This window comes from Spirosoma sp. 209 (assembly GCF_002006735.1).
Classification (GTDB): Bacteria; Bacteroidota; Bacteroidia; order Cytophagales; family Spirosomataceae; genus Spirosoma; species Spirosoma sordidisoli.
Window position 1 is genome coordinate 55,649 of record NZ_MVEC01000025.1, and the last position, 16,000, is coordinate 71,648.

Consider the following 16,000-nt stretch of genomic DNA (forward strand, 5'->3'; position numbering starts at 1 on the left):
GCTGGTTTGACTCTTATCAACCCGACTACTCATCCCCTATGCTAACGGAAACGCTGCCCGTGGCCAACGCGCCCGACGCCCTGCCCGCCACCCGGCCTATCGAGCTGACTATCAACGGCAAAAAACGTCAGTTCAGGCTCGCACCCTGGACAACCCTCCTCGACGCCCTCCGCGAATACGCCAACCTGACCGGCACCAAAAAAGGCTGCGACCACGGCCAGTGCGGGGCCTGTACGGTACTGATCGACGGAAAGCGGGTGAACGCCTGCCTGACCCTGGCCGTCATGCACGAAGACCATGCCATCACCACCATCGAGGGCTTAGCCGACTCCGCCACGGGGCAGTTTCATCCACTGCAACAGGCGTTTATCGACCATGACGCCTTTCAGTGCGGCTACTGCACGCCCGGTCAGATCTGTTCGGCGGTTGGTATGCTGAACGAAGGCAAAGTCGAAAACAAAGCCGATCAGATTCGCGAGCTGATGAGTGGCAACCTTTGCCGGTGCGGAGCCTATCCCCACATCGTCGATGCCATTCAGGAGGTAATGAACAAAGACCGGTAAGATCGTGGTCCCTGCGGTCGGCGCTGTGCCACCGTGGTGATAAGAGCGGTAAGACCACGGCCAGGAAACCAATATACCGTACACGCAAACTCAACATACTTATGAATCCATTTGCATACAGTCGGCCTGCGTCGCTGGCGGATACGGTCAACGAGCTGGCCGGGAGCAGCCGAAGCCGGATCATTGCGGGCGGCACCAACCTCATCGATTTGATGAAGGAGAACGTGGAGCGGCCCGCCCAGCTTATCGACATCAACCGGCTTCCGTTCAGCACCATCGACGAACTACCCGACGGCGGTTTGCGGCTGGGCGCCCTCGTCACCAATGCCGACACGGCCTATCACCCACTGGTCGAGCAGCGGTATCCGCTCCTGTCGCAGACGATCCTGGCCGGTGCTTCGCCCCAGTTGCGGAATATGGCTACGAACGGCGGCAACCTCTTTCAGCGAACCCGCTGCTATTACTTCTACGACACCTCCATGCCGTGTAACAAACGGGCCGCTACCAACAACGGGCCGGGCGGCTGCGCGGCTTATGGAGGCTACAACCGAATCCACGCCATCCTGGGTACAACCGACGACACCAATGGACAGTCGTCCTGTGTGGCCACCTACCCATCCGACATGGCCGTAGCCCTGACCGCACTCGACGCCGTGGTGCAGGTTACCGGCCCCAACGGCGACCGCAGCATTCCCATGGCTGACTTTCACCGGCTACCCGGTGCCGAACCCTGGCGCGACAATACGACCCAGCCCGGCGAAGTGGTCACGGCCATCGACCTGCCCGCCCGCGGGTTCCCGGATCATTACACATATATAAAAGTGCGCGACCGATCGTCCTATGCTTTCGCCCTCGTATCGGTGGCCGTAGGACTGGAGATGGACGGCGATGTTGTCCGCGACGCCCGCATTGCCCTCGGCGGAGTGGCCCATAAGCCCTGGCGTAAGTCCGAAGCCGAGCAGCTCCTGATCGGCAAAACGCTTTCGCCCGAAACGATCCGTCCCGTGGCCGACGCGCTGCTGGCCGGTGCCCGCGGTTACGGTCATAACGACTTCAAAATCGAGCTGGCCCACCGCGCCATCATCCGGGCCGTACTGAAAAGCGGATTGGATAATGGTGCGGTAGAGTAACGGTCTGTACCACCGTTAGTACCCCGTCAGTGGTCGAAGACCCTGGCGGTGGTAAGGCGGTGGTAAATCGACACGCGGGTACATCCACCCTTAGGGTCTTCGACCACTAACGGGGATGTACCCATACGCCAAACAAATCATCCATCTACTCTTTATCTTATGATCGGAAAACCCATAAGCCGCGTCGACGGTCCTGAAAAAGTGACCGGGCAGGCTAAGTATGCCGCTGAATTTAACGTGCCTGACCTGACCTACGGCGTCGTTGTGTCGAGCACCATCACCAAAGGCACCATTACCCGTATCGATACCAGCAAAGCGCTGGCTCTTGATGGCGTTCTGGAGGTATTCACCCATAAGAACCGTCCCAAAACGGCCTGGTTCGACATGAGTTACAAAGACCAGGATTCCCCACCGGGTTCGCCTTTCCGGCCGCTGCACAACGACCAGGTGAAGTACAACGGTCAGCCCATTGCGCTGGTCGTGGCCGACACCTTCGAGGTAGCCCGCTATGCCGCCACACTGGTTGAGGTCGACTACGACGCTGAACCCTGCGAAACTGATCTGCTCAAACACCTGCACGAAGCCCGCGACCCGGAGTCGGGCGTGGCCAATCTGCTGAAACCGCTCCCGCCCAAACCCCGGGGCGATTCGGCAGCGGCCTATGCCAATGCGCCGGTCAGCATGTCGGCCCGGTACATTCATGGTATGCAGCATCACAACCCCATGGAGATGTTTGCGACCACGGTGGAGTACGGCCGCAACGGCCACCTCACCATCTACGACAAAACGCAGGGCGCTACCAACAGCCAGCTGTATGTTACGCAGGCCTTCAACCTGCCGTTCGACCAGGTGCGGGTCATATCGCCCTATGTCGGGGGTGGGTTCGGGTCGGGGCTACGGCCGCAGTATCAGCTGTTTCTGGCCGTTATGGCGGCCCGCGCGCTGGAACGCTCGGTTCGGGTATCGCTGACCCGCCAGCAGATGTGGAGCTTTGGCCACCGCCCCGCCACCGTACAGAACATCCGGCTGGCCGCCAACCCCGACGGTACGCTGGCCGCGGTAGAGCACGAAGCCATTGCCGAAACCTCGCAGTTTGAAGATTATACCGAAACCGTGGTGAACTGGACAGGTAAGCTCTACGACTGCGCCAACTCAACGCTGAGCTACAAGGTAAAGTCGCTGGATATGTATTCGCCCCTCGACATGCGCGCACCGGGTGGCGTAACGGGAGTTCACGCCATCGAATGCGCCATCGACGAACTCGCCTACAACGCCGGTATCGACCCGCTCGACTTCCGGTTCAAAAACTATTCGGAAAAGGACTGGACCGAGAAAGATAAGCCCTTCTCGAGTAAAGAACTGCGGGCTTGCTTTACCCAGGGAGCCGAACGATTTGGCTGGAGCAACCGTACGCCCGAACCCCGCTCCATGCGTCGGGGCCATACGCTCATCGGCTGGGGCATGGCAACCGGTATCTGGGACGCCAACCAGGTACCCGCCCGCGCCGAGGCCGTACTGACCGTGAATGGAAAACTGCGTGTCAGCAGCGCTACCGCCGACATCGGCACCGGCACCTATACGATTATGACCCAGATTGCGGCCGAGCTGCTCGGTATGCCCCTGGAAAACGTAATCTTCCGGCTCGGCGATACCGATATGCCACTGGCCCCCATCCAGGGCGGGTCGTGGACCGCAGCCACCGTAGGATCGGCGGTAAAAGTCACCTGCGAAGCGCTCGCCAAAAAGCTCTTTAAACTGGCCAGAAAGATGCCCGGCTCGCCCCTGGCCAGTGCCGACTTCACCGATGTGTTCTTCGCCAACAGCCACATCCGGCTCCGGCGCGACCCCAGTGTAGCGGTTCCGCTGCAGGCTATCGTTGACCAGACCGGCGGCCGGGCCATCAGCGAAACGGGTACCTCGCTGCCTAACATGCTCAAACAGAAAGACTATTCGCGCAGCGCACACGCAGCCGCTTTTGTCGAAGTAGAAGTCGACGAAGATTTCGGAACGGTGGTGGTTACGCGGGCGGTAAGCGCCGTAGCGGCCGGTCGGATTCTGAACCCCAAAACGGCCCGCAGCCAGATCATCGGCGGTATGGTCTGGGGCATCAGCTCGGCCCTGCAGGAAGAAAGTGTCATGGACCATCGCTACGGTCGCTACATGAACCAAAACCTGGCCGAATACCACATTCCGGTCTGCGCCGATGTGCGCGACCTCGACGTCATTTTTGTCGAAGAAGTCGACGATATCGTGAATCCGCTCGGGGTAAAAGGGGTGGGCGAAGTGGGTCTGGTAGCCATGCCGGCCGCCGTTGCCAACGCCGTTTTCCACGCCACCGGCAAGCGCATCCACGACCTACCGATCCAGCTCGACAGGCTGCTGTAGATCGGCATATAGAAGTTTATTGTCTATAGAAGAAACGGTATTTGTCGGATAAAACCCAACAAATACCGTTTCTGTGTTTATTTTTGGGCCACGTTTACGGTTTGCCCCCTCAACAAGGGCAATTAAAAGGGAACACCGGTGCAAAACCGGGGCTATACCCGTAGCTGTAAGTTCTAGTACCAGGCCGACAACAACAAGCCACTGCCACCAGCGGGAAGGCGTTGCCGGTAGAACAAGCCAGAAGACCTGCCGCCAGCGAATTCATGATCGAGCTTTCGGGTAAAAAGCCGGGAATGAAAGACGTTTTTCGGTAGAATGGCGTGGCCGCCCGGCGGTCACCGATGGGCGTTTGGCCTGTCTGTCTTTTATTTTCTCTTTCCGACGGCTCATTACTTAATCCATCCGATTAATGATGAGCAAGTTTACCACCCTGATGTCGGTCGTATGGGCCGCATCCGCCTTGCCCGCCCTGGCGCAAGACAACCCCACTCCCCCCCTAGCACGCGCCCTGCAACTGGACGCGGTCACCGTTTCGGCCAACCGCATCGGGCAGAAACTATCCCAGACGGGCAAAGTCGTAACGGTACTACCCGACTCGGTGCTGCAGCGCTACGCCACCCAGTCGGTGAGCGAGCTGCTGACGCGGCAGGCCGGCCTCCAGATTGTTGGCGCCAACGGTCCGTTAGGTACTAACCCCGACATCTACCTGCGGGGGGCGTCGGCCGGGAACACCCTTATTCTGCTCGATGGCATTCCGGTCTACGACCCGTCGGGCACGGCCAACACCTTCGACCTGAACCTGCTGACGGTGGGTGAATGCGAGCGTATCGAGATTCTGCGGGGCGCTCAGTCTACCCTCTATGGGGCCGACGCCGTAGCGGGAGTCATCAGCATCTCGACCCGGCAGGCCCGCACCGAAGCAGACGCCCGGAAAGCGCTGGGCGTAACGGCTTCGCTGAACTACGGCACCTACCAGACGTTTCGCGGAACGCTGGGGCTGACCGGACAGACCGATAAACTCTCCTACGCCGTTCAGTACACCCGGCTATCGTCGGCGGGGTTTTCGGCGGCTACGGACCGGACCGGCCAGCAGGCTTTCGACCCCGACGGCTACCGGCAAAACGCGGTGCTGGCCAACCTGAGCTGGCAGGTCAGTCCCCGGCTTAGCTGGAAACTGCGCGGCATCACAACCGCCTTTTCGGCAGATCTGGATGCCGGTGCCTTTGCCGATGAGAAAGACTTCACCTACCGCAATCAGTTTAAGCAGCTGGCTACGGGCTTCGACTATCGGCATAACCACGGCAGGCTGACGGTCAACTACGGCCTCAGCGACAGCCGCCGTACCTACCGCAACGACTCGACGGCCATCGAACCCAACGCGTCGGAGCGGTATTCGGAGCAGGCCTATGGCGGGCTGGCTCATTTCGCCGAAGCTTACCATACGCTGACCGTAGGGCGCTGGGGCGAACTGCTGACCGGGGCCGACTACCGGTTCAGCAACACCGATCAGACCTACCGGTCCATCAGTTCGTTCGGCCTCTACGAAGCGCCCCCAATCGGAGCCGACACCGCCCGCATCGGGCAGCTGGGCCTGTATGCCACCGCCATCCTGACGCCCTACCGGGGTCTCTCGGTCGAGCTGGGTGGTCGTTACAACCGCAACTCGCTCTACGGCAACGTGTTCACCTATTCGATCAACCCCTCCTATCTGCTGGCGGACCGCGTCAAAGTGTTTATCAATGCATCGTCGGGGTTCCGGGCGCCTACCCTCTACCAGCTTTTCTCGCCCTACGGCAACAAGGCGCTCCGCCCCGAGCGTAGCCGGTCGACGGAGGTAGGTCTGCAACTGTTCAGCAAAAGCCGGAACGCCTGGGTCAGGGCCGTTTACTTCGACCGACAAATTCAGCAGGCTATCTTTTTCGAGTCGCTGAATACGGCTCCTTTTGGCCGGTATATCAATTTTGACCGGCAGCACGATCGCGGCTGGGAGTTCGAAGCGCAGACGCAGCTCAGCCGACTGTCGGTAACGGGTAACCTGACCCTGCTTACGGGCGCTGTCACCACCCGGGCAGCCGGCCGGGATACCACGTACAACAACCTGTTCCGGCGGCCCAGAACCCAGCTTAACATCAGCCTGGGCTACCAGCTCACGCCCCGGCTGTTTGTCAGCGTGGCGGGCCGTACGGTGGGCGCGCGTACCGACCGGTTCTACAACGACGAAACCTTCCGGACCGACAACGTAACCCTGGCGGCCTACACTACTATCGATCTCTACGCCGAAGGCAAGCTGACGCCCCACCTCCGGCTCTATGCCGACGTTCGGAACAGCCTCAACACCACCTACTTTGACATATACGGCTATAACACCCGCGGCCGAAACGCCAACGCGGGTATTCGATTTACCTGGTAATTTTTCGCTTCGTACGTATGAAACAATCCCTCAATCCCCGCTCGCTGGTGCTGCTGCTCTTCATTGGTCTGGCGGCCTCCCTGCGCATCGCCAACTCGACCGACTGGTCGCCGATGGCGCATTTTACTCCGCTGGGCGCCATGGCCCTGTTTGGCGGCTCGTACTTCAGCAACCGCTGGAAAGCATTTGGTCTGCCACTGCTGACGTTATGGATCAGCGATCTGGTTATCAACGGGGTGCTGCTCGGAGGCCGGTACGGCATCATGTATGACGGCTGGTACTGGATCTACGGCATCTTTGCCCTCCTGGTCTGGTACGGGCAGGTGCTGCTGCGGACCGTGTCGATTCGGAACGTGTTGCTGGCCGCCCTGGTGGCTTCGGTTTCGCACTGGGTCCTGGCCGACACCAGCGTATGGCTCACGGGCGGAATCGACCTGCGCACCCAGCTCCCGCTGAGCCGCGATCTGGCCGGCTGGCAGCAGTGTCTGCTACAGGGTTTTCCGTTCATGCGCAATTTCCTGGCCGGTACACTCGTCTATAGTACGATCCTGTTTGGCGGGTTCGAGTGGCTGCAGACGCGCTACCCCCGGCTGGCCCTGGCCTGACCAGTACCGCTCTTTATGGTTCTCTTTTCATTCGTCGATTCCTGCTACAGGAATCGGCGGTTTTCCTACTCACGATGAAAGCCTGTTCATTTTTGCCGGCCGCTACCCAGATGATCTACGACATGGGTCTGCAGGATCTGCTGCATGGGGTTACGTTTGAATGCCCCGAACCAGCCCGGGCCGACCATCCTGTTCTGGTGCGATGCGTGCTGGAAGGTCACGACTACAGCAGTCAGGAGATAGACCGCATTTTCTCGGCCTCGAAAGCCGAAGGGCGCAGCCTCTATTACGTGGACGAAGAAACGCTGCACGCCATCGCCCCCGACGTAATCTTCACCCAGGACGTCTGCGAAGTTTGTCAGATCGACACCAAGTGCACGCAGGCGGTACTGGACCGGCTCCCGAAACAGCCGACCGTCGTGGCGCTGACGCCCCAGAGCCTGAGCGACGTCTTCGATTCGGCCATCACCATTGCCTCGGCTCTGGGCCGTGAAGAAGCTGCCTATACCTACCTTCAGCAGCTGCGTAGTCGCATCGACGCGGTAGTCGATCGGCTGCGGGCCAGCCGGGCCCTGCCCAAACGGGTCATGGTTATGGAGTGGATGGCGCCGATTTATAACTGTGGCCACTGGATTCCGCACCAGATCGCCTATGCGGGTGGCGTCGACATGATGGGCAACCCCTCGGGCGACAGCATCGTAACGAGCTGGGAAAAGGTGCGCCGGTACGACCCCGAAGTCCTCGTCGTAGCGCCCTGCGGGTTCGCCATCGAACGAACGCTCCAGGAGTTTCCGTTGCTCGAGCACCTGCCCGGCTGGAATGAGCTACAGGCGGTCGTCGACCAGGCCGTTTACGTTGCCGACTTCGACCTGTTCACCCAGCCCTCGGCGGCTACGCTCGTCGACGGCATCGAACTGCTGGCGTCCTGTTTTCATCCCAACCTGTTCAGCGTGCCAACGGCGTTGCAGGCCAAAATTCATCCGGTTTATGCCACCTCAACCCACTTTTCTACAGCTGATTACGGGTGGAGCCCGCAGCGGTAAGAGCCGGTATGCCCAGCAACTCGCCCGGGCCTGGAGTCCCAATCCGGTTTATGTAGCGACTGCCCAGGTCTGGGACGACGAGTTTGCCGGGCGCGTCGATCGCCACCGGCACGACCGCGGCCCGGAATGGACCGTACTCGAAGAACCCCGACACGTTAGCCGGTTACCCCTGGCCAGCCGGGTTGTCCTGATCGACTGCGTAACGCTCTGGCTGACTACGTTTTTCGTGGATACCCGGCAGGATGTGGATGAATCGCTGGCCCTGTTCCGGCAGGAGATCGACGCGCTGCTGACCTTACCCGGACAGTTTATCATTGTCACCAACGAACTTGGTATGGGCGTTCATGCCGAAACCGCCGTGGGCCGGGCGTTCACCGACCTGCAGGGCTGGGCCAACCAGTACGTAGCCAGCCGGGCCGACGCCGTTACACTCATGGTCAGCGGTTTGCCCCTGGCCCTTAAACAACCGCTACTATGAATCGGGCACTGATGAACTGGAGTGGTGGTAAGGATTCGGCGCTGGCGCTGTGGCAGGTACAGCAGAGCGGCCAGTATCAGGTCGAAACGCTGCTGACCACGCTCAACGCGGCCAACCGTCGTATTTCCATGCATGGCGTACCGGAAGCGCTGCTCGATGCGCAGGCCCGGCGAATCGGACTGCCGCAGACCAAACTGTTCCTGCCCGAAGACAGCAGTATGGCCAGCTACCAGGAGCAGATGGGGCTCGCCCTGGCACCGCTGGTCGAAACGGGGATTACGCACGCCGTTTTCGGGGATATTTTTCTGGACGATTTACGCCAATGGCGGGAGCTGCAGCTGGCCCGCTGGGCACTGACGGCCGTTTTTCCGCTTTGGCAGCAGTCGTCGCTCCAGCTGCTCGAAACGTTCTGGGCGGCTGGTTTCAGGACAGTCGTTGTCAGCGTCAACAGCCAGTATCTCGATGCGTCGTTCTGCGGCCGGGTGCTCGACCGGCGTTTTGTCAGCGACCTGCCGCCAGCGGTCGACCCCTGTGGCGAAAACGGCGAGTTCCATACGTTTGTGTACCAGGCCCCGTACTTCAGCGAGCCCATTCGCTTCCAGACCGGCGAGACGGTAGAGAAGCACTACACCTACCAGACCGACACCGGCGCCGGACAGCGGTCGACCTATTACTTTACGGACCTGCACCTGGTAGGCCACTGATTACCCATGAGCGTACGCTCAGCAGCCCCGGGCTGGACGCTGACTACCGGCTTCCAGCCCGGGGCTGGCCGTTAGAGGGTGTAGCCGCCGTTATACTGGCGTCTGACAAACTGGTTGGCGTAGTCGTAGTTGGTGATTTTCATGGCGTTGCCGTCCCAGAGGAGTTTCTTCCGACCGGTGAACTTGCCGTCTTCGCGGGCCAGGTACGAGCGGGTGGCCAGATTGCCCATCAGTACGGTTTCGGTGAGCGGACCAGCCTCGTCGAACGATGAGGACGTATAGGCGCCATAGCCCTGCTTACAGGCTTTCACCCACTGCTGCTGGTGACCTTCGGTTTTACCTTCGACCAGGGGTTTTTCGGGCGTGGGCAGGGCGGTATTGGCGAACTTGGCCGTGGGCAGCAGCTTCGGTTTTTCGCCGAACAGCCCGCCCGTCAGCATACCTTTGGTACCGATGAACAGCATACCGCCATCGATGCTCTGGAAAACGTCTTCGTAGGCAACGCCCTCGGGAAGCTGGGGCCTGATCCCCCCGTCGAACCAGGAAAGCCGGATTTCTTTTACCTTTTTATGATCAGACGGGAAGGTCAGGTGAATGGCCGACGACGGCGGACATACATCGTCGAAGTACGCTTCCTTGAAAAAGTCGGCGTAGACCGAGCCGACACTACACTCTACTGAGGTTGGATACTTAAGCTTCAGCGCCCGGAAAGGGACGTCCATGAAGTGGCAGCCCATATCGCCCAGCGCGCCCGTGCCAAAATCCCAGTACCCGCGCCACCGGAACGGCATGTAGGCTTCGTGGTAATCGCGGGTGGGGGCCGTACCGAGCCAGAGTGGCCAGTTTACCTCGGCCGGAACGGGCTGTTTCTCGCCTTTATCTTTCGGCGACTGAACGCCCTGCGGCCATACGGGGCGGTTGGTCCAGCAGTAGACCGTATGCACCGGGCCGATCATGCCTTTCTGAATGGCCGTTTCGATCACGCGGGTGTCATCGCCCGAGCTGCCCTGATTACCCATCTGCGTCACGACCTTGTACTTCCGGGCCGCTTCGGTCAGCATCCGGGCTTCGTAAATATCGTGGGTAAGGGGTTTTTCGACGTACACGTGCTTACCGAGCTGCATGGCGGCCATGGCAATGGGCGCGTGCATATGGTCCGGCGTGGTGACGATTACCGCATCGACGGTCTTACCTGCTTTATCGAGCAGCTGCCGGTAGTCCTGGAAGTAAGGCGCTTTAGGAAACTGGTCGCGGTATTTTTTGGATTGCCGGTCGTCGACGTCGCAGAGGGCCACGATGTTATCGGTACCGCCGTTGTAAGCCTGATGAATATTGAAATCGGCTTTACCACCGCAGCCGATGGCCGCGATGTTGAGTTTGTCCGACGGCGCTACAAATCCTTTACCTAGTACATGTCTCGGTACGATATAAAAGGCCGCGGCCGTTAACGCACTGCTTTGCAGAAATTTGCGACGGGTTGGGTTGGTCATTGTACGAAATGGTCATTGAGTGATTGAGCGAATTAGCGAATGTTTCGGCAGGAATCCAACGGATTCTACAAATCATTCAATTAACAACTCGCTCAATCGCCCAATAAGTCACTGGGTACTACGCCATCACCTGGCCCATTTTCATGGCAATGCCCATGTCGCCTTTTACCTTGAGTTTACCCGACATGAAGGCCATCATCGGGTTGAGATCGCCGGTACCCATCCGGACGAGATCGTTTACGCTCACGTGCAGGTCGCAGTCGGCGGGTTTGTCTTCGTTCGACACCACCGCGGGCGACTGGGTAGCATCGATATACACGACACCCTGATCGGTGACGAGCTTGGCCGTCGCGTTGAGGCTGTCGGCGTGGGTGGCTTTGGTCCGAATCTGTTCGGTCAGTTCCTGTAAGGTCATGTTGTTTTCTCGTTTCTTTGTAAACTGTGCCGCGAAAATAAGGTTTTCCGGTTGCGCAGGCGGTCCGCCTGGCTTATTTAAACCGAGTGGGTAAAGCCGCTCGCTCCCTATGCGTTCTCAATTTCTGACTTTGCTTTGTGTACTGACCTTTCTGAGTTGCGCCTGGGGCCTCGTTGATGCGGTGGTGTCGTTTGCGCAGACCGATGCCGTCTCCGAAACACCCCTGATCGAGCGTACGCTGACCCCCGAGGAGAAAAAGAACGAACCCAAACAATACTTCGAAGACCGCTCGTCGGGCGATGCGCCCATGCCCGGCGACCCTGACCAGATTCGGGCCCTGTCGGTAGCGCAGTTTGCCTATTCGCTGCTGACCCTGCTGGGGGCGGTGTTGATGTTCAACCTGCGCCGGATTGGCTTCTGGGTTTACCTGGCGGGGGTGCTGGTTGGCATCGTAGCCCCTGTAGCGCTGGCCGGTTTCGGCGCCCTCAACACCTCGTTCGGCGTTTTCTTCAGCCTCCTCTTCGCCGGCCTGTACTGGCTAAACATCAAAGATCTACACCCGTAGAGACGCGATCCCTCGCATCTCATTCGCGTCAGCCACCCAACACTTGAACAGGAGACACCAAATGGCTGGCGCACAGGAGACGCGAGGGGTCGCGTCTCTACGTATCATAAATAACTAATAAATTAGTTGTAAAACTAAACTATTAGTCATAGCTTTGGGTTAGGATAGAAATTGCACCGTACCATCATGCCAATACGCGAACTGACCAGGGCCGAGGAAGAAATTATGCGGGTGCTGTGGCAGATCGGCAAAGGGTTCGTGAAGGACGTTCTCGCCGAACTACCCGACCCTAAACCGGCCTATAACACCGTATCGACCATTATCCGGATTCTGGAGAAGAAAGAACTGGTAGGCTATACCGCCTACGGGAAAACGCACGAGTATTTTCCGCTGATCAGCGAGGAGCAGTACCGGCGGTTCCAGACCGAGCAGCTGATGACCAACTACTTCGACGGGTCGCTGAAGAAGCTGGTGTCGTTTTTTGTCAGCGAGAAAAATGTCAGCCTGTCCGAAGCGGATGAGATTATCCGGCTCCTCAACCAAAAGAAAGAGTTATGAACGCGCTCCCCTACTTCCTCACAGCCAGCCTGTTTCTGATTCTGTTTTACGGATGTTACTGGCTCCTGTTACGCCGGAATACCTTCTTCGGACTCAATCGCGCCTATCTGCTGGCGTCTGTCGCGCTATCACTGACATTGCCGCTGATCAGCCTGCCCGATTCGTGGCTCATGGGTGCCGACAGCCCGGCGGTCATGGAGTCGGTTACTCTGCCTGCCTTCTCGGTGAGGCCCGACACACCCGACACCCTGTATGGGCTGACAGCCGATCAGTGGTTCTGGCTGGTATACGGGCTTGGTGTACTGGCTATGCTCACTCGGCTGCTTATGCATCTGCGGGCCGTGTTTCAGCTCATCCGTTCGGGCGTGGCGCAAGCCCGAAACGGCTACACACTTGTCCGGTTGCCCGAACATACCGGGTTGGCTGGCCCTCATCCGTCGTTCTCGTTCGGTCGGTATCTGGTGTTGAATCATGCCGACGCCCTGACCGAACCCAGCGCACTGATGCGCCACGAAGAAGCGCACATCGCCCAGCGTCATACAGTCGATGTGCTGTTTCTGGAGATTGTTCGAGCCGCTTTCTGGTTCAATCCGATTTTGTGGTTCTACAAACGCGCCCTGCAGGTAGTCCACGAATTTCTGGCCGACCGGGCCGCGTCAGAACGAACCGCCGAAGCGCCGGCTACCCTTCAGGCCGACTACGCCCGCGCGCTGGTAGCCTACGCGCTCGATGTTACTCCTACGGCTTTAACTACTCCTTTTGCGTCTGCGTCAACCCTAAAACAACGTATCCTTATGTTACAGAAATCACACTCCAGCCGCCGGGCTCTGTTCGGTTATGTTCTCGTTCTGCCCCTGGCGGCCCTGCTGAGCTTATGCACGCAACCGGATCACAGCCCCGCCGTTGAGCGAGCCAACGCCCGCCCGATCGAGGGTGAGGTGTTTACCGTTGTTGAGCAGCCCCCGGTTTTTCCGGGCGGCATGGAAAAACTCAGCGTCTACCTGGGTGAGCATCTGACTTATCCGGCCGCTGCCCGGAAAGCAAAGGCTACGGGCCGGGTATTTGTCAGCTTCGTCGTTACCAAAACCGGCGACATTACCGACGTAAACGTGCTGAAAGGCATTGGCTACGGCGCCGATGAAGAAGCGATGCGCGTTGTGGCCGAGATGCCCCGCTGGGAACCCGCCCGGCAAAACGGTCAGCCCGTCAACCTGAAATTCAACCTCCCCATCAACTTTCAGCTGAACGACACGCCAACGCCATCGGCCGGTAAAACGGAGCCGTACGCTGGCATCAGGTACTTTATCGTCGACGGCAAAGAGGTCACGAAAGCAGAGCTGGAAGCAATTCCCCCAGCGACCATCGTCCGCATGGACGTCAACAAAGAGCAAGGCACCATCGCCATAACAACTAAAAAGTAGCTCCTCCCCACCCGTGGTCCGCGTCAACAACACATCCGGACACGGACTACGGTAGAGACAGCACAGAACACTGTGATAGCGCCCACCACCGTGGTCCGTGAGGACACGGACCACGGTGGTGGACCACTCGTGCGTCAGCAACACATCCGGACTACGCGTCCCGGATTACGGCAATGGCGCCCATCAGCGCATCATCACCATCAAGTAGTTCTTACCGGTTCAGCCGCTTTTGATCGATAGATTGTCGTCTATCGATATGCTTACCCGTCGCAGCTACATCTTCCTCCTGTTGGTTCTTTGCCCGGGGTATTACGCCCAGGCGCAGCGGGCCATTCGTCCGGTGAATTTTTCGCAGGTAACGATTTCGGATAATTTCTGGCGACCCCGCATGGAGCGGGTGCAGACAGCTACCCTGCCGGTTTGTATCGAACAAACCGAAGTCAAAACCGCCCGCATGCAGAATTTTGAGCGGGCCGCCGAGAAAATCCGGACCGGCAACGCGGGAAAACACGAAGGCATTTATTTCGACGATTCAGACGTATACAAGGTGATCGAGGGCATGGCCTACACCCTCAAAACCAACCGCGACCCCGCGCTTGAGCAGAAAGCCGATGCCTGGATCGACAAGATTGCCGCGGCTCAGTGGCCCGATGGGTACCTCAATACCTACTACACCCTCGGCGACCTCAGCCAGCGCTGGACCGATATGGAAAAGCACGAGGACTACTGCGCCGGTCACCTGATCGAAGCGGCCGTGGCCTACGCTGACGCCACCGGCAAGCGAAAACTACTGACCGTAGCCACCCGGCTGGCCGATTACCTCGACAAGACCTTCCGCCAGGCCAACCGCCCCTGGGTATCGGGCCACCAGGAAATCGAACTGGCGCTGGTCCGGCTCTACCAGGCTACCCAGCAGGACCGGTACCTCAAACTAGCCGACTGGTACCTCGAACAGCGCGGCCACGGCCATGGCAAAGGCGCTATCTGGAACAACAAAACCTGGGGAGCCGCCTACTGCCAGGACGACGTGCCAGTGCGGCAGATCAGCGACATCAGAGGCCATGCCGTGCGGGCCATGTATCTCTATACCGGCATGGCCGACGTAGCCGCCGAAACCCGCGATGCCGGTTATATGGCCGCAACCAGCCGCGTCTGGGACGATGTGGTCGGCCGAAATATGTACGTGACAGGAGGCATCGGCTCGTCGGTTCATAACGAAGGGTTCACCCACGACTACGACCTGCCCAACGAGTCGGCCTACTGCGAAACCTGCGCGTCGGTCGGTATGGTGTTCTGGAACCAGCGGATGAATCTTTACTCCGGCAACGCCCGCTACATCGACGTGCTCGAGCGGTCGCTGTACAACGCGGCCCTGGCGGGGGTGCAGCTAACCGGCGACCGCTTTTTCTACGTAAACCCACTGGCGTCGGCCGGGCAACACCATCGCAAACCCTGGTATGGTACGGCCTGCTGCCCCAGCAACGTATCGCGCCTGCTGCCTTCGCTGGGCGGGTATGTCTATGCCGCCGGCCGCGACTCACTCTATGTCAACCTCTACGTCGGCAGCGAAACAACGGCCAGCGTGGGCCAGCGCACGGTGCGGGTCCGGCAGGAAACGAACTACCCCTGGGACGGCGCTATTACGGTTCGGATCGACCCGGCAACGATGGGTACCTTTGTGCTCAACCTGCGCCTGCCCGACTGGTGCCGCTCGCATACCGTTCGCGTAAACGGCCGCGCCACATCGACCCGAACCAGCCAGGGGTATCTGTCGCTGAACCGGACCTGGAAAAAAGGGGATGTTGTATCGCTGACCCTCGATATGCCCGTTGAGGTGATCGAAGACGACCCGCGCGTGCAGGCTAACGTCGGTAAGCGGGCCATCCGGCGCGGGCCACTGGTCTACTGCGCCGAAGCCGCCGACAACCCCGCCGATACCAGCCTGACCGACGCGATCATTTCGGCCGATACAAAGTTCGTAGCCCAGCGCCAGCCCAGCCTGCTGGGGGGCATCACGACCATTCGGGCCACCAACCCAACCGGATCGTTTACCCTCATCCCCTACTATGCCTGGGCCAACCGGGAGCCCGGCCCCATGAAAGTCTGGTTCGACTGGCGGTAAACTCACAGGCTACCCGTCGCTCGCGACTACGCGTCCCGGTGAGGACATGGAACACGATGAGGACCGCAATGTAGAGACGCAAGGGATTGCGTCTCTACATTGCGTCTCATA

14 protein-coding genes and 1 riboswitch are annotated in these 16,000 nt (G+C 59.4%); of the genes, 12 read left to right on the forward strand and 2 right to left on the reverse strand.

The window, feature by feature from the left end; all coding sequences use genetic code 11:
• Positions 1-38: 38 nt before the first annotated feature.
• The 8 genes from B1C80_RS26735 to B1C80_RS26770 all read left to right on the forward strand — a co-directional run bounded on the left by B1C80_RS26735 (position 39) and on the right by B1C80_RS26770 (position 9,318).
• Positions 39-563, forward strand: coding sequence for a (2Fe-2S)-binding protein (locus tag B1C80_RS26735; RefSeq protein WP_077924267.1), 525 nt, complete (start codon positions 39-41; stop codon positions 561-563).
• A 101-nt stretch (positions 564-664) separates the two neighbouring features.
• Positions 665-1,693 (forward strand): xanthine dehydrogenase family protein subunit M, encoded by a 1,029-nt coding sequence (locus B1C80_RS26740; RefSeq protein WP_077924268.1) that lies wholly within the window; start codon positions 665-667, stop codon positions 1,691-1,693.
• Positions 1,694-1,852: 159 nt separating this feature from the next.
• Entirely contained in the window at positions 1,853-4,078 is a 2,226-nt protein-coding gene (locus B1C80_RS26745) for a xanthine dehydrogenase family protein molybdopterin-binding subunit (RefSeq protein ID WP_077924269.1), read from the forward strand.
• A gap of 80 nt (positions 4,079-4,158) precedes the next feature.
• Positions 4,159-4,347, forward strand: a riboswitch (cobalamin riboswitch).
• A 140-nt stretch (positions 4,348-4,487) separates the two neighbouring features.
• Positions 4,488-6,488 carry a TonB-dependent siderophore receptor gene (locus B1C80_RS26750; RefSeq protein WP_077924270.1) on the forward strand — a complete coding sequence of 667 codons (2,001 nt, stop codon included), beginning with the start codon at positions 4,488-4,490 and terminating at the stop codon, positions 6,486-6,488.
• Between the two features lie 17 nt (positions 6,489-6,505).
• Positions 6,506-7,093 carry a DUF6580 family putative transport protein gene (locus B1C80_RS26755; RefSeq protein ID WP_077924271.1) on the forward strand — a complete coding sequence of 196 codons (588 nt, stop codon included), beginning with the start codon at positions 6,506-6,508 and terminating at the stop codon, positions 7,091-7,093.
• Between the two features lie 74 nt (positions 7,094-7,167).
• Complete coding sequence (locus B1C80_RS26760) at positions 7,168-8,136, forward strand: ABC transporter substrate-binding protein (RefSeq protein ID WP_077924272.1); 969 nt, start codon at positions 7,168-7,170, stop codon at positions 8,134-8,136.
• Positions 8,081-8,614, forward strand: a complete 534-nt coding sequence (gene cobU / locus B1C80_RS26765) for a bifunctional adenosylcobinamide kinase/adenosylcobinamide-phosphate guanylyltransferase (protein WP_077924273.1) — start codon at positions 8,081-8,083, stop codon at positions 8,612-8,614. Before B1C80_RS26760 ends, cobU begins: the two co-directional genes overlap by 56 nt.
• Positions 8,611-9,318, forward strand: coding sequence for an adenine nucleotide alpha hydrolase (locus tag B1C80_RS26770; RefSeq protein WP_236648943.1), 708 nt, complete (start codon positions 8,611-8,613; stop codon positions 9,316-9,318). The genes cobU and B1C80_RS26770 overlap by 4 nt, the downstream gene beginning before the upstream one ends.
• 71 nt (positions 9,319-9,389) lie before the next feature.
• Here the strand turns inward: B1C80_RS26770 and B1C80_RS26775 are convergent, their stop codons facing one another.
• Both B1C80_RS26775 and B1C80_RS26780 read right to left on the reverse strand, forming a co-directional pair.
• Positions 9,390-10,808: a Gfo/Idh/MocA family protein gene (locus B1C80_RS26775; protein ID WP_077924274.1), complete on the reverse strand. Its 1,419-nt coding sequence runs from the start codon at positions 10,806-10,808 to the stop codon at positions 9,390-9,392.
• Between the two features lie 118 nt (positions 10,809-10,926).
• Positions 10,927-11,223 carry an SCP2 sterol-binding domain-containing protein gene (locus tag B1C80_RS26780; RefSeq protein WP_077924275.1) on the reverse strand — a complete coding sequence of 99 codons (297 nt, stop codon included), beginning with the start codon at positions 11,221-11,223 and terminating at the stop codon, positions 10,927-10,929.
• Positions 11,224-11,332: 109 nt separating this feature from the next.
• Here B1C80_RS26780 and B1C80_RS26785 point away from each other — a divergent pair, with 109 nt between their 5' ends.
• From B1C80_RS26785 to B1C80_RS26800, 4 genes are all read left to right on the forward strand, one after another.
• Positions 11,333-11,788 carry a hypothetical protein gene (locus B1C80_RS26785; protein WP_077924276.1) on the forward strand — a complete coding sequence of 152 codons (456 nt, stop codon included), beginning with the start codon at positions 11,333-11,335 and terminating at the stop codon, positions 11,786-11,788.
• A 186-nt stretch (positions 11,789-11,974) separates the two neighbouring features.
• Positions 11,975-12,346 (forward strand): BlaI/MecI/CopY family transcriptional regulator, encoded by a 372-nt coding sequence (locus B1C80_RS26790; RefSeq protein WP_077924323.1) that lies wholly within the window; start codon positions 11,975-11,977, stop codon positions 12,344-12,346.
• Complete coding sequence (locus tag B1C80_RS26795; protein ID WP_077924277.1) at positions 12,343-13,767, forward strand: M56 family metallopeptidase; 1,425 nt, start codon at positions 12,343-12,345, stop codon at positions 13,765-13,767. The genes B1C80_RS26790 and B1C80_RS26795 overlap by 4 nt, the downstream gene beginning before the upstream one ends.
• 256 nt (positions 13,768-14,023) lie before the next feature.
• On the forward strand, positions 14,024-15,889 hold the full coding sequence (locus tag B1C80_RS26800; RefSeq protein WP_077924278.1) for a glycoside hydrolase family 127 protein: 1,866 nt from the start codon (positions 14,024-14,026) through the stop codon (positions 15,887-15,889).
• Positions 15,890-16,000: the final 111 nt, after the last annotated feature.

Coding starts and splice junctions, on each gene's coding strand:
- B1C80_RS26735 (WP_077924267.1), top strand. CDS start 39: ATGCTAACGGAAACGCTGCCCGTGGCCAACGCGCCCGACGCCCTGCCC.
- B1C80_RS26740 (WP_077924268.1), top strand. CDS start 665: ATGAATCCATTTGCATACAGTCGGCCTGCGTCGCTGGCGGATACGGTC.
- B1C80_RS26745 (WP_077924269.1), top strand. CDS start 1,853: ATGATCGGAAAACCCATAAGCCGCGTCGACGGTCCTGAAAAAGTGACC.
- B1C80_RS26750 (WP_077924270.1), top strand. CDS start 4,488: ATGATGAGCAAGTTTACCACCCTGATGTCGGTCGTATGGGCCGCATCC.
- B1C80_RS26755 (WP_077924271.1), top strand. CDS start 6,506: ATGAAACAATCCCTCAATCCCCGCTCGCTGGTGCTGCTGCTCTTCATT.
- B1C80_RS26760 (WP_077924272.1), top strand. CDS start 7,168: ATGAAAGCCTGTTCATTTTTGCCGGCCGCTACCCAGATGATCTACGAC.
- cobU (WP_077924273.1), top strand. CDS start 8,081: ATGCCACCTCAACCCACTTTTCTACAGCTGATTACGGGTGGAGCCCGC.
- B1C80_RS26770 (WP_236648943.1), top strand. CDS start 8,611: ATGAATCGGGCACTGATGAACTGGAGTGGTGGTAAGGATTCGGCGCTG.
- B1C80_RS26775 (WP_077924274.1), bottom strand. CDS start 10,808: ATGACCAACCCAACCCGTCGCAAATTTCTGCAAAGCAGTGCGTTAACG.
- B1C80_RS26780 (WP_077924275.1), bottom strand. CDS start 11,223: ATGACCTTACAGGAACTGACCGAACAGATTCGGACCAAAGCCACCCAC.
- B1C80_RS26785 (WP_077924276.1), top strand. CDS start 11,333: ATGCGTTCTCAATTTCTGACTTTGCTTTGTGTACTGACCTTTCTGAGT.
- B1C80_RS26790 (WP_077924323.1), top strand. CDS start 11,975: ATGCCAATACGCGAACTGACCAGGGCCGAGGAAGAAATTATGCGGGTG.
- B1C80_RS26795 (WP_077924277.1), top strand. CDS start 12,343: ATGAACGCGCTCCCCTACTTCCTCACAGCCAGCCTGTTTCTGATTCTG.
- B1C80_RS26800 (WP_077924278.1), top strand. CDS start 14,024: ATGCTTACCCGTCGCAGCTACATCTTCCTCCTGTTGGTTCTTTGCCCG.